This window comes from Vibrio vulnificus CMCP6, assembly GCF_000039765.1.
Lineage (GTDB): Bacteria > Pseudomonadota > Gammaproteobacteria > Enterobacterales > Vibrionaceae > Vibrio > Vibrio vulnificus_B.
The window spans coordinates 2,832,305-2,845,496 of sequence record NC_004459.3 but is presented as its reverse complement, the minus strand read 5'-3'; the positions used below and the strand labels follow the sequence as shown (position 1 = coordinate 2,845,496).

Annotated in this window: 14 protein-coding genes; 6 read left to right on the top strand and 8 right to left on the bottom strand. The window is 48.2% G+C overall.

Going from position 1 to position 13,192, the window contains the following annotated elements; translation table 11 throughout:
• Positions 1-4 precede the first annotated feature (4 nt).
• Complete coding sequence (gene btuC, locus VV1_RS13270) at positions 5-1,000, top strand: vitamin B12 ABC transporter permease BtuC (protein ID WP_011080618.1); 996 nt, start codon at positions 5-7, stop codon at positions 998-1,000.
• Positions 990-1,754 (top strand): vitamin B12 ABC transporter ATP-binding protein BtuD, encoded by a 765-nt coding sequence (gene btuD, locus VV1_RS13265; RefSeq protein ID WP_011080617.1) that lies wholly within the window; start codon positions 990-992, stop codon positions 1,752-1,754. Before btuC ends, btuD begins: the two co-directional genes overlap by 11 nt.
• Before the next feature lie 97 nt (positions 1,755-1,851).
• On the opposite strand, the gene VV1_RS13260 is transcribed toward btuD, so the two are convergent.
• From VV1_RS13260 to VV1_RS13250, 3 genes are all read right to left on the bottom strand, one after another.
• Positions 1,852-2,427, bottom strand: a complete 576-nt coding sequence (locus tag VV1_RS13260) for a nucleoside triphosphate pyrophosphohydrolase family protein (protein WP_011080616.1) — start codon at positions 2,425-2,427, stop codon at positions 1,852-1,854.
• Between the two features lie 148 nt (positions 2,428-2,575).
• Positions 2,576-3,136: a DUF1415 domain-containing protein gene (locus VV1_RS13255; RefSeq protein ID WP_011080615.1), complete on the bottom strand. Its 561-nt coding sequence runs from the start codon at positions 3,134-3,136 to the stop codon at positions 2,576-2,578.
• A gap of 72 nt (positions 3,137-3,208) precedes the next feature.
• Positions 3,209-4,417 carry an MFS transporter gene (locus VV1_RS13250; RefSeq protein ID WP_011080614.1) on the bottom strand — a complete coding sequence of 403 codons (1,209 nt, stop codon included), beginning with the start codon at positions 4,415-4,417 and terminating at the stop codon, positions 3,209-3,211.
• A 94-nt stretch (positions 4,418-4,511) separates the two neighbouring features.
• Between VV1_RS13250 and VV1_RS13245 the strand changes: the two genes are divergently transcribed.
• The gene (locus tag VV1_RS13245; RefSeq protein ID WP_011080613.1) at positions 4,512-5,381 is read left to right on the top strand and encodes a LysR family transcriptional regulator; all 870 of its coding nucleotides are present in this window, start codon (positions 4,512-4,514) and stop codon (positions 5,379-5,381) included.
• 6 nt (positions 5,382-5,387) lie between these two features.
• Here VV1_RS13245 and VV1_RS13240 read toward each other — a convergent pair whose 3' ends face one another.
• Entirely contained in the window at positions 5,388-5,618 is a 231-nt protein-coding gene (locus VV1_RS13240) for a glutaredoxin family protein (protein ID WP_011080612.1), read from the bottom strand.
• A 134-nt stretch (positions 5,619-5,752) separates the two neighbouring features.
• Here VV1_RS13240 and VV1_RS13235 point away from each other — a divergent pair, with 134 nt between their 5' ends.
• Genes VV1_RS13235 through VV1_RS13225 form a run of 3 tightly spaced genes read left to right on the top strand, consistent with a single transcriptional unit; the run spans position 5,753 to position 7,631 of the window.
• A complete protein-coding gene (locus VV1_RS13235; protein WP_013571934.1) occupies positions 5,753-6,265 on the top strand; it encodes a YgjP-like metallopeptidase domain-containing protein in 513 nt (170 codons plus the stop codon).
• Positions 6,265-7,359 (top strand): 23S rRNA (adenine(1618)-N(6))-methyltransferase RlmF, encoded by a 1,095-nt coding sequence (gene rlmF / locus VV1_RS13230; protein WP_011080610.1) that lies wholly within the window; start codon positions 6,265-6,267, stop codon positions 7,357-7,359. The genes VV1_RS13235 and rlmF overlap by 1 nt, the downstream gene beginning before the upstream one ends.
• 56 nt (positions 7,360-7,415) lie before the next feature.
• On the top strand, positions 7,416-7,631 hold the full coding sequence (locus tag VV1_RS13225; protein ID WP_011080609.1) for a hypothetical protein: 216 nt from the start codon (positions 7,416-7,418) through the stop codon (positions 7,629-7,631).
• A gap of 92 nt (positions 7,632-7,723) precedes the next feature.
• Here the strand turns inward: VV1_RS13225 and pilW are convergent, their stop codons facing one another.
• The 4 genes from pilW to VV1_RS13205 form a co-directional block, all read right to left on the bottom strand.
• Complete coding sequence (gene pilW / locus VV1_RS13220; RefSeq protein WP_011080608.1) at positions 7,724-8,458, bottom strand: type IV pilus biogenesis/stability protein PilW; 735 nt, start codon at positions 8,456-8,458, stop codon at positions 7,724-7,726.
• Between the two features lie 174 nt (positions 8,459-8,632).
• On the bottom strand, positions 8,633-9,574 hold the full coding sequence (metA, locus tag VV1_RS13215) for a homoserine O-acetyltransferase MetA (RefSeq protein WP_011080607.1): 942 nt from the start codon (positions 9,572-9,574) through the stop codon (positions 8,633-8,635).
• A gap of 160 nt (positions 9,575-9,734) precedes the next feature.
• Positions 9,735-11,639 (bottom strand): bifunctional metallophosphatase/5'-nucleotidase, encoded by a 1,905-nt coding sequence (locus VV1_RS13210; RefSeq protein ID WP_011080606.1) that lies wholly within the window; start codon positions 11,637-11,639, stop codon positions 9,735-9,737.
• Between the two features lie 230 nt (positions 11,640-11,869).
• Positions 11,870-12,976 (bottom strand): M20/M25/M40 family metallo-hydrolase, encoded by a 1,107-nt coding sequence (locus tag VV1_RS13205; RefSeq protein ID WP_011080605.1) that lies wholly within the window; start codon positions 12,974-12,976, stop codon positions 11,870-11,872.
• Positions 12,977-13,192: the final 216 nt, after the last annotated feature.

Sequence of the window (13,192 nt, the reverse complement as noted above, 5' to 3'; positions counted from 1 at the left end):
GCCCATGGAACTGCACCAACTGATAGCCCACAAAGAGAAGCGATGGCGAGCCACCTTATTGGTGATGTTGGCTGTGCTTTTGGTTCTCTCTGCTCTCTATTTGATGGTGGGTGAAGTCTTTCTTTCTCCGTTTTCTTCCTTGAGCAGCTTTGAACACAAGTTGTTGGTTGATCTGCGCCTGCCGCGACTGGTGGCGGCAATGGTGATTGGTGCGGCATTAGCGGTCTCGGGGGCGACGTTACAAGTCTTGCTTGGCAATGTGCTTGCTGAACCTGGTGTGTTAGGCATCTCCGGCGGGGCAAGTTTGGCCATGGTGATTGCGCTCTTTTTATTGCCAGTGATGCCGACGCCAACGGTGTTTATGCTGGCAGCGATCATTGGTGCCTTGGTCTTTACGTTGATTTTGGTGGGGATGGCAAGAGCGATGCACTTGTCGACCTCGAGAATGCTCCTCGTGGGGGTGGCGCTCGGTATTTTGTCGGGCGCGTTTGTCACTTGGGCCTTTTATTTCAGTGACGACCTCAGTTTGCGTCAACTGATGTATTGGCTAATGGGGAGCATTGGCGGGGCAAGTTGGCACCATCATCTGGTGACACTCGTGTTGCTTCCGGTCTTGGTTTGGCTCTGTCTGCAGGGGCAAACCTTGGACAAACTGATGCTCGGTGAAACGCACGCTGCGCAGCTGGGCGTTGATGTGCACAAGGTACGTTGGCGGCTGATTTTGGCGATCTCCATCTTGATTGGCTGTGCGGTGGCCCTTGGCGGCATAATCAGTTTTGTTGGTTTGGTCGTGCCTCATTTGCTGCGCATGGCATTTGGTTCCGAAAACCGATTCTTGTTGCCGCTGTCGGCGTTTGCCGGGGCGACGTTACTGGTCTTTTCTGATATTTGGGCAAGAACCTTATTGGATTCGGCAGAGCTGCCGCTGGGGGTGATGACCACCACCATTGGCGCGCCCATCTTTATCTGGATGCTGATAAGGAGCCACGATGCACATTAATTATATTAGTGTCGGAAATCGGCTTTTACCCCTGTCTTTTCAATGCGCTGCAGGTGAAAAAGTGTATGTCGCGGGCCCAAACGGTTCTGGAAAAAGTACCTTATTGTCAGCCATTGCGGGCACACTGAGCTCGCGTGAAGGAGTCAAGGGGGAAGTGTTGATCAACGAGACCTCTTTACTCACGCTGCCTTTAGCGGAACAAGCGATTTATCGGGCTTACCTGTGCCAGCAATCGAGACCGGCGTTTAACGTCGATGTGTTTCAGATGTTGGCGCTCTCGTTACCGGTTGGAAGGCATGTGGCTGAGCCAGAGGTTCAAGCGGCTGTGCGTAGAGTGGTGGAGTTGGTGCAAATGCAAGACAAGTTGCATCGTAGCGTGCAGGCCCTCTCGGGTGGTGAATGGCAACGCGTGCGTCTAGCTGCGGTGTGCTTGCAAGTGTGGCGCTCGCTAAATCCTTACTCGCAATTGCTGATCTTGGATGAGCCTGCCGCGCCACTGGATGTTGCCCAAGCGAAGTGGTTGTATCAACTTATCGATGAAATGGCTGCGCAAGGCTTGGTGGTGATTGTCGCCAATCATGATCTCAATCGTGTTTATCAACATGCGGACAAGGTGTTGTTGCTCAACCAAGGCGTGTTAACCGCTTATGGCTCCGCAGACGAAGTGATGAGTGTGGAAAATCTACAACAGGTATTTGAAACGCCAGTGAAAAAAGTGGCCGTTGACGGGCAGCCGTATTTGATTTTCACTTAGCTTTTATTGAAAGCCGATAAAAAGCCCGCACTTAGCGGGCTAGCTTCATCAAACAGTTGGTTTGCTAAAAACGGATGGCCAACTGAGAACAGATGGCTTACTGAGTCAGTGGAGCCAAGTCTGCAGGGCGGTAGTATACCGATTTCAATACCTTACCAGCACGAATCGTTTTGCCTTCGCCTTCGAAATCTTCGGCACATTTTGCAATCAGGTAATCACCTTTTTGCACCGCCATCAACTTAACACCTTGCTCTGCATAGAACTTCTCAGTGTCGGCATATTCTTGTTCATTGCGGCACACTTTGCTCATGTTGCTTGAGTGCACTTCGTCCCAGCATGGAATAAAGTCGATACCACGATTTTTGGCGACGTTTAGCAGCAGATCAATCAAGTAGCTGATATCAAGATTGTCTTCAACGTTTGCCGCGCCAAGGTGGACTAGGCGACCCATAAGCACGTAGACCGAATCAACAATCGCATCTGCTTGTTCTGTTTTGCTATCCGCTTCTGCCAACTCCGTCATCTCTTCAATGATCAAAGAGGTGTGCAGCGTGTCCGCTTTTTCATCTAGGCTTTCAGGTGCAGCCACAGGCAAATCAAACGTGCTACGGAACTCAGTGATGTCACGGTACAGGTGATCAAAAATGTCTTGGGTAAGTTGAGACAATTGCATGTGTTTTTCCAATAGTTTTACGTAAGGGCGAATGATACCAGAGCCTAGAGGTAAGCTCTATCCCCTTGCCAATTGAAGCAGCGTCACTTGTGGTTCAGTGTGCATGGCCGCTGCCTCAGATTTGGTTGATGTTCTTTGCCCTTGCTGTTTAGCGAAAAAGATAAGGGAATAGCTTTTTACGTTCTTCTTCATTGAGCGCTGAAACACGAGCAATGTTGGTGTCAGGGATCGATTCAGGATCAGGGTAATGGCGCAGCACCTTTTCCATGCTTTCTTCCCGAATGAGATGAAAAATCGGATAAGGCGATCGATTGGTGAGGTTTTCATCGTCTTCTGGCTCGGCGCCACCAAAACAGTAGTCCGGATGGAAGGTGGCCACTTGGAAAACGCCTTCCCAATCTTGTTGTCTGATCAAGGCTTCTACCCAATCGATGAAAAGATTGTAATCCCAAAAATCACTGAGCATGTTAGGGATAACAACCAGCGTGGTTTCTAACTTACTGGGCTCCGTTTGATCGAGCTCCATCAGCAAGCTGAGAATATCTTGCAGCAACAACTCTTCGTTATCGGCATCACTGACGTGGATTTTGATTTGCTGATTGCGCTGCGGTTTGGCGGCAAATGGGCAGAGATTTAAACCAATCACCACATCGTTGAGCCATTGGTTCACTTCTTGATGAATGGTTTGTTGTGTTGAGCTTTGAGTCATGATCGTATTCTATTGCGTGTTGAGGGGGCAGTATAACCACTCGTGGGGTTCAATCCTATCCCCTTTGACGACTCAAGTATGCTTGACCAAGGCCTCTTCCATGCACGCGTATTTGGGTTTTTTCAGTTGCAGTATCACGGCAAACAGCAACACATACATAGTCAGCGCTGCGATGATCACACCATTCCATTGCCAATGTTGCCAGCAATAGAGCAAGAAGAATCCGCCAAGGCTACCGCCTACATAGTAGTGCACCAGATACATCGCGGTTGCCGTTGCTTTTGCATGAGTGGCTTTTTGCCCGACCCATCCATACGCCAAAGTGTGCGTGAAAAAAGCGCCGAAGGAAATCAGTACTAAACCGATAAACATGGCGGCTAAATGTTCAATCGAAGTGATTAGCATACCAAACAAACTGATCGCCGCGCCCAGCAACATGCCGCTGACCGGATGAAAATGTTGATTCCATTTGCCGGTGTATTTGGAGCTGATGGTACCGCCGAGGTAACACAAAAAAATCAATGAAGCGAGGCCAACGGGTAGGCCATGCGGCTCCGCCACCAGGCGAAATCCCATCACTGAATAGAGGTTAACGAAAAGGGCAAAATTGAGCCCGCCGATCACCATTGCCAACCAAACTCGGGTGTGGCGCAGGTGCTGGACGATGGTCTGATTGTGTTGCCATAAGCTGTGAGTGCTGGGGGAGAAATGTTTCTGCTTGGGCAGCAAAAAACTCACCGCAATCACGCCCAGTAGCGTGAAGACCAGCATCACCTCAATTGCGACCGTGGTACCAAACCAATCGGACATCAAACCGCCACTGATTCGTCCGCTAATGCCGCCGAGTGAATTGGCCGCAATGTAACCGCCGATGGCGTGGCTAAACGCTTTGGGGTGCAATTCTTCCGCCATGTACGCCACCGCAACGGCGGCAAAGGCCGCCAACGCCACCCCAAGGAGCGCTCGGCAAATGACGATAAACAAGAAAGAGTCGTTAAGCAGCAGAGCGGCACTGCACAGTGGAATGGCGAATAAACCCGCCAACATGACCGTGCGTCGGCCAATTTTTTCAGACAACACCGCCATGGGGACAAGGCTAAGGGATAAACCCAGTGTGGTGGCGGCAAATACCCAGTTTACCTGTGTTTCCGATACCGTGTATTCCAACGCCAATTTAGGCAGCATAGGTTGAAAGAGGTAAAGATTACAGAAAACTAAAAACGAACCGAGTGCTAAGGCAATGGTGATATGGCGATACTGAGAGCTGCCGAGTTCGTACATCTTAATTCTCCTACTGATTTGTGAGCACAGTATCAGTCACGTCGTGATAAACAAAATATATTAAAAATATGATGACGATATATTTTTGATCTAGATGGAATCGAAACAACTCAAACAATTTTTGGCGGTGGCCGAAGAGAAAAATTTCACTCGTGCAGCTCAGTCTTTGCATATCGCGCAGCCTGCCTTGAGTGTCTCAATCAAAAAGCTCGAACAAAGCCTCGGTGTGACGCTATTTAAGCGTGATGACAAACAGATCGCACTGACAACGGAAGGGCAAACCTTGTATGAGCATGCCAAACGTGTTGTGCAGCAACTGCATGATGCCGAGTTGGCGATGAATGAACTGAAAGGGCTTGAGAAAGGTGAGGTGCGCCTTGGTGCGCCAAGCATGATGGGCAGCTACTTCTTTCCAGAAATTTTAATGGCGTTTAAAAGTCACTATCCCAATCTAAAATTGACACTGATTGAAGCGGGGACGCAGTCGATTCGTAAGATGCTGCTTGAAGGGGATTTGGACATTGGCGTGATCACGGAAAACGACGTACCGGACGATTTAGAAATAGACCACCTGTTCTCTAGCCAGATGATGGCGGTAGTTGGCAGTGAGCATTCGTTATCGCAACGAGCATCCCTCACTTTTGAAGAGTTTTTTCAACATGAACTGGTGATGTTCAAATCGGGTTATTTCCACCGCGATTTTCTCGATCACTTTAGCCAGCAGCATGGCATTGAAATGCAGTATTCTTTTGAAACCAATCTATTGCCATTGATTTTGAAGATCGTAAAGCGAGAGTTTGCCATTACTGCGCTGCTTCAATTGGTGACCGAGAATGAGAGTGGCGTGGTCGGCGTGCCATTTTCTCCGCCCGTCACTCTGAACCTAGCATTGGCTTGGCGACGTGGCGGCTATCTGTCGGTGGCGGATCGCACCTTTATCGAATTTATAAAGCAGTATGTTTAGCTGTAATCACTTATCGCCATACATGCGTTCAAAGTTCTTTGGGTTCCAACCAATCATCAAACGGTCACCGATTTTAAGTACAGGCACAGAGCGCGCACCAATCGCGTCCAGCTCTTTACGACCGCGATGCATCTTGGCATTACACAAGCGGTATTGAATGCCTTTGCTATCCAGATAGCGCTGCGCATCTTTGCAATGTGGACATTTGTCTTTGATATAGAGGACGACACGTTTCATCTTGTCTTGCCATGTAATGAAAAGGGGCGCAAGTGTAGCCAATTTCGCTGCGGACGAAAAGAAAAAGCGATGATTCAAGGGGCGGAGTCAGGTAAACTAGCGCGCTTTGAAAAATGATCAGGTCCGATTCCATGATGCATCCGTCACTTCGCTACATTCAGGGTTACCCGCAGCATATCGTGCAGCAAGTGGCCCAATTGATTGAGTCGCAACGTTTAATTCCTTGGTTTGATAAACGCTACCCTGTGCGTCACGACATTCGCAGTGAAAAAGCGTTGTTTGACTACGCGATGCAGATTAAGAACCAGTTTATGAAGAAAACGGGCCCCATCAGTAAAGTGGTGTACGACGGGAAAATTCATCTGATTAACAACGCGCTCGGCTTGCACAGTGTCGTCTCTCGCAACCACGGCGGTAAACTCAAATCGAAAAATGAGATTCGCATTGCCAATGTGTTTAAAGACGCGCCGGAGCCTTTGCTGCGCATGTTGGTTGTGCACGAGTTGGCGCACATTAAAGAGAAAGAGCATGATAAAGCCTTTTACTCTCTTTGCTGCTACATGGAGCCGGATTATCACCAACTGGAGCTGGATGCTCGTCTGTTTATGATTTACCTCGATTTAAAAGCTCAGGAAGCAAAAAAATAATGACGAACAAACGAAAATCCGCCAAGCCATTAGAGCCTGCGAAACGAGCCCCAAAACCGCGCACGAAAAAGAGTCGTGATCTCAGTGCGTCTGAATCGAATTGTGATTTTGTCAAAGTGACGCGTGCTGGGCTGCATTCGCGCAACAAACATCAAGGGCGTTACGATTTTGCTAAGTTAACGCAGGCGCTGCCATCGCTTGCTCCTTTTGTGATCAAAAATCCTAAAGGTGAGGCGAGTATTTCTTTTTCAGATTCAACGGCAGTAAAAATGCTCAATAAAGCGCTGCTCAGTGCTTACTACCAAGTAGCAAATTGGGACATCCCAGCAGGCTATTTGTGCCCGCCAATCCCCGGGCGTGCGGATTATATCCATCGTCTAGCGGAGCTCTTGGAAGGAGAGGTGAAAGGTAAATTTCCTCATGAGAAAGTTCAGGCGTTGGACATCGGTGTCGGTGCAAACGCCATCTATCCCATTATTGCGATTTGTGACTATCGTTGGCGCTACACGGGTAGTGACGTTGACCCTAAATCGATTGAGTCAGCGCAGCGCATTGCTGACTCTAACCCTGTGCTGCAGGGGCAGCTTGAGCTCAAATTGCAAGACCAGTCACAGCATATTTTCCAAGGCATTATTGGCCCCACAGACTACTTTCATGTGACGACATGCAACCCGCCATTTCACGCTTCGGCACAGGAAGCGGCGTTTGGCACGCAACGAAAATTAGACAACCTCGCCGCCAACCGTTTGAAAAAAGGTGTAACAGCAAAAGCTGGTTCACAAAAAATCTCGAAAAACAAACCTATACTTAACTTCGGAGGTCAAAATTCTGAGTTGTGGTGTCAAGGTGGAGAATCCTCCTTCTTGAAGCGCATGGCGAACGAAAGTGAGCGTTTTGCCCATCAGGTTTTGTGGTTCAGTACGCTCGTTTCGAAGAAAGACAACGTAAGACCTCTACGTAAACAGTTGGAAAAATTAGGTGTACGCAGTATTCGTGTCGTCGAAATGAGCCAAGGACAAAAGGTCAGTCGCTTTGTTGCTTGGTCATTTATGGACAAACAACAAAGAGGAGAGTGGATCAAACTGCGAGGGTGATGGAGACAATCATCCCGAGTTAAAAACGAATAGGTTGCGTAATAGGAGGGCATGCGATGGATTTTGAAATTTATCTACCCTGTCAGCCAGATTGGCTGTGTGAAAGCTTCCTGAGCGTTTTTACCATTCTGCTCATCATTGGCTTAATTGCGTTTATTCGGATTATTTACCGTGAATATCTGACGATTAAGAGAAAAACGAAGGTGCGTAAGTTACGCAATACGCACCGAAAAGATCGCTACAAAATCCGCAACTCAACCTCAAGACGTTGAGTCATGTGGGCGGTAAAACCATAAAAAACCTCTGCTTTTTGGGCAGAGGTTTTTTGTTAGTCGCGTCTTTTGAATTCATCCACCAGCAATCGCTAGCCTTGGCGGGCCGTCAATTTGTCCAACTCACTCTGATACTTCTTCACCAGCGCCACATTGCCTGCTTTGTCTTCTAAATCGATCATCAGTTTAAGCGAGGGGATTTGCAGCCCATAGCTTTGGTGGAAGCGCATCAAACGCAGGCGCGCTTGGGTGTAGTTACCGGTATCGATTTCCAACTTAGCGAGGTTGAGCACCGATTTGGGACGGTGTGGGTCGTAGTCAATCGCACGAGTAAAATAGGTTTGCGCTTTTACATTGTCGCCCGCCTTCAGAGCGCAAAACGCGGCGTTTTCATAACTGGCAGGAATCAAGTAGTAGTAAGGCTGCTCGATGGCACGATTAAACAAACGATCCGCTTTGTCATACTCGCCCTTTTTACATAAAAACGTGCCGTAGTTGTTCAATACGTTGCCGTTTTTTGGGTGCTGACGAGCCGATTTTTGATAAATATCCTCGGCCTTGCCGTTTTCACCAACGCGCTCGTAGTAGTGGGCCATGGAAAGTTGCGCTCGGTAATAATCAGGAGCGTGAGTCAGGGCTTGTTGTAAGTTGTCATGGGCTTTGATCATCGCGCCATTTTCTAGATAGCCAAGCCCCAAGGCAATGCGAGATTCTGCCATGCCAATTGGGTCCGGATCTTTTTGTGCTTGGCCTTCAGTGACTGTGACACACCCAGTCAAAAGGGTAAGTGCTACCAATTGCGGCAAAAGAAGAGTTTGTTTTTTCATCGTTTTCGTTCTTTTTAATGTGGCCTGAAGAGATGATAAATCCTTGGGGTCTATTGCCTACCAATCGACATCGACAATGCGAGTCACTTTGCATAAACGAGAGTCTGGCATAAACGACAACAGGCCACGTGAAAGGCGGCCTGTTGTAAAAGAACGGTTTGATTTCGTGTGGCGCTATTCGTCCTTGGTAAACGCTTCTTCGCTGAAATGATCGAGATCGTAAGGCGTTTGTTGGTAGACGCAGTAGTTCAACCAGTTCGAGAAAAGCAGGTGGCCGTGGCTACGCCAGCTTGCAATTGGCGGATTATCTGGGTTGTCGTTGGGGTAGTAGTTAACCGGAATCGCCGGTTCCATGCCTTCACCCAAATCGCGAATGTATTCATTGTGCAGCGTGTGCGGGTCATATTCAGGATGGCCAGTAACAAAGACGTTGCGCTTATCTTTGGTGGTGGCTAGGTACACGCCTGCATCGTCAGACGTGGCGAGAATATCCAAATCGGTGTGTTCTGCGAGATACTCTGGCGAAAAATCGGCGTAGCGAGAATGGGGCGCCAAGAAAGAATCATCAAAACCACGCAAAACCGGATGGTAAGGTTTGTGAATACGGTGGTGATACACGCCAGAGAGCTTCTCTTTACGCGTTTTCTTCGGCAAGTCGTAGAGCAGTTTGAGCCCAGCTTGTGCTGCCCAACAAACATAGAGGGTGGAAGTCACATGGGATTTGGCCCATTCCATAATGGTTTTGAGGTGATCCCAGTAAATGACATCTTCAAACTGCACCAAACCAAGCGGCGCGCCAGTGATGATCAGGCCGTCGAAGTTACGGTTTTTCACCATCTCAAACTGACGATAAAAATTATCGAGATGTTCGGTTGGGGTATTTTTGCTCGGGCGATCGTCAATGCGCAGTAACTCAACGTTAACCTGAAGTGGGCTGTTGGAAAGCAGGCGTAAAAACTGAGTTTCTGTCTCTATTTTTTTCGGCATCAAATTGAGAATCAGCACTCTTAGTGGGCGTATTTCTTGGCTTGCTGCACGGGTTTCACTCATTACGAAGATGTTTTCAGTACGCAAAACATCGGCGGCTGGTAATTGATCTGGAATACGAATAGGCACAGCTTTCTCCCTAAGCTAATCTCTTTTAGACGTCTATACATCTAAACCTATCCTATTTTTTTTGTGATGTCGACAGGCAAAAGCGCGCGGAAGGGAATTTTATTGTGACAATTTTGCGAGAGAAAAAATGTGCACCTACCAAGAGGTGCACAGATGTGGTTTATGGGTTCAGTGCTTCGATGAGGATCAACTCGCGCTTAAGATGTTGTTTCTCCGTAGGATTCGCTTCCTCAATTTTAGCAAGGCGAGAAGTAATGGCTTCGTTTTTAGCCTGTGGATTGGTGAACACCAGTGCTTTGACATTTATTGAAGCTATGTTGGTGTAGCGACCATCTTCACTGGCAGGTACATCGATTTTGCCTTCGTTGATCAACTGTTTGACGATCGCCCCTTCTTTCTCAAACCCCTGCAAACCAGAGAGTTTCCAACGTTGCATCGGTTGGCCGACGTATTGTCCCTGTTTCTGCTCGGTGAGGTAGCGAATGGTGAGATTTCGGATGGTGCCTTGTTCTTCACCGTATTTTGCTTCGGTATCAAACAGAACAGGGAAGGTTTGGCCCTCTAATACGCCGCCTTTTTTGGTCAAATGGCCCATACGGTAGCTATTCATGCCGAGGCGAATCTCGCTGTCGTCTAACACGGGTTTACCATCGGCAAACTTGAGATCAGTAATGCGTTGGCCTGCTTGCTGAGTTAAGTCGATGGTGTAGGTGACGCCCGCGAAGAAGTCGTTGGTTGAGTACTTTGAGGCGCGTCTTTCAGGATTAAAGCTGTATGTCACATCCCCCGCTTGCACAGAATTGAAGTAACCAGCAGACCACTCCATGTACTGCTTCAACTCTTTGCCCGTCATTTGATAAACCGTGATCTCGCCACCCGCATATTGGTAGTTGTATGCGATGTCTTTAGCTTTGATTGGGCCTACGTCCAACTTGGCGTTGTCATTGTCAATTTGCAGTGCAATGACGTTGGCTTGAGGTGCGTAGAAAAAACTCGCTTCTTGGAAAAGTGCACTGATCCCTGAGTCTTGAACATGCACTTGCGGGATACCACGAATGTCGTTTTCTGGTACTAAATTCACGCCAGTAAGCTGCGCCACTTCGCGGTTGGCCATTTCACGCAGACGCTTGTGATACGGTTCGTAGAGCGATTCCATCTTGTCATCCGAATCGACGCCTTTGATCTTGTAGGTGTAGCTGTCTTTGTTGATCAAGGTGAACTGGCCATTTTGTTCTTCAAACTGCAAGTCAATGCGTGACAGCGCACGGCCATATTTGTCGGGCTCGGTGATGATGACGCCATTGACCACGGCTTTATCAATGCGCGTATGCATGTGGCCGGCCACAATGGCATCGAGCTCAGGGTTGCCGTTGGCAATGTCGGTGACACCGGTGTCTGCGATGTCATTTTCATTGTCGAGGCCCATGTGGGCAACTAGTACAATCGCATCGACTTTGCCCTCAATCTGCTTGACGATTTTTTTCACTTCCAGCGTCGGGTTGGTGAAGGTCATCCCTTCAAGGCGATTGGTTCCTTCAGCGAAGACTTGCGTCATGGGGGTGTCCATTCCGATCACGCCGATTTTTATCCCACCACGCTCAATGATGGTGTAACCCGGCAAAAAAGGGTTGCCATCAGGGCGTTGAATGTTACCTGCCAGAGAGGTGCCTTTGAATTGGGTGAGAGAGCGATTAAGCACGTTCAAGCCAAAATCAAACTCATGATTGCCTAATACCCAAACGTCATAGTTCATCTCATTGAAGCCGAGCATCATTGGATCGATCGGCTCTTCTTTAAACGTTTCGACAAAGTTGCCTTGAATGGTGTCACCTGCATCGACCAAGATGACGTTATTTTGTTCTTGGCGAATCGCTTTTACTTTGGTGGCGATTTGGCTCAGGCTGCCGCTCATATTGAGTTTGTCCGCAGCGTAGTCCCAAGGCATAAAATGGCCGTGAAGATCGGATGTGCCGAGAATAGTAACGTTATGGATATCGCCATTCGCGGCGAGGGCTGGAAAAGTCAGGGAGAGCGCTATTGCACTGGTTAACAGGGTCTTTTTCATTTGATTATCACGTTATTAATTAAAACCAAATGCATAGTAATCATTTGAATAGCAACTAAATGTGATGATTATCGATAAATATATGAAAGATAAGCTCTCGTTTCATGGCTTTGCGAGATCTAAAAAACTTTCAACGCAATGGGTGATCAGAACTTGGGTCCGAGAGAAAAAATAGGAGAGGAAACAAACAACAGAGAAAACGCACTGGCAGGGCCAGTGCGTCAAAGAGATTACTTGGCTAAGTAGTGAGTCAAAAACTCGGTGATTTTGACCATGTCCGCAATGGCAATGAACTCTTCCGTGGTGTGTACTTTTGACATGCCGGTTGACAGATTGACCGTCGTTAAACCCTTGGCATTGAAGTTATTAGCATCACTACCGCCTCCAGTGCCTTTGGTTATGGCGTCTACACCAATGTCCGCAAAAGCTTGCTTAATTTCCACGACGTGAGGATGGTCATCGCTAAGCACAAACGCGTTGTAAGCACGGCTGGACTCAATCTCCACTTCCGCACCATGTTTTTCGGCGACACGCTCAAAAGTCGTGATCATGTGCTCGACTTGCGCATCGAGCTTTTCTGCATTGAGTGAGCGAGCTTCCGCGACAATTTTCAACTCTGGCATGACGATGTTTGTTGCCTGACCGCCGTGAACCGTGCCAATGTTGGCGGTCGTTTCCGCGTCAATACGCAACAACTTCATTTGATTGATGGCATCGGCGGCAACCATAATGGCACTGATGCCTTCTTCTGGTGCCAAACCTGCGTGGGCAGGGCGGCCTTTAATCGTGGCGACGATTTTCTGTTGGCCAGGTGCCGCCGTGACAATAGAGCCAATTGGGCCACCGGTATCCAGTACAATCGCTTGCTGAGCAGTGACGTAGCTCATATCAAAATATTCGGAACCAAACAGCCCGCCTTCTTCATGCACAGTAAAGGCAAGCTCAATGGTTTTGTGCTGTTGATTCTGCTCTTTCAACAGACGGACCGCTTCCATAATGGCGGCGATGCCTGATTTGTCATCACCACCAAGAATGGTGTTTCCTTTTGAACGGATAATGCCATCTTCAATCACAGGCTCAATGCCATTGCCCGGCGCCACGGTATCCATGTGACAGCTTAACAAGATGGAACCTTCAAGCTCACCCTCTAGGCGTGCATAGACGTTAAAGCCATTGGAGATGTGCTCTGGCACAGGCAGTTTGTGCACGGTAAAACCCATGTCGCCCAACTGTTCAGCCAGCGCTTCGGCAATCGCTTTTTCATTCATCGACTCACTGTCGATACGCACTAACTGACAAAAATGCTCGATAAGACGTTCTTGGTTTACTGGAATCATTCGGCTGATCTCTCTTTTGCTGTGGGCAGCGCCCGTGTAGGAACAGAATGCTCCATTGTGCATAGTTGGCAGACAATAAAACTGCGTTGAATCAAATAAACGGACTGACTGACACAATAATGACGTTTTAAACAGCGAAAAAATAACCACCAGTCATTGGTTAACATAAAATTTACATTTGCGATTGGTGTGTAAATTGGCTCGTACAACGCAAAG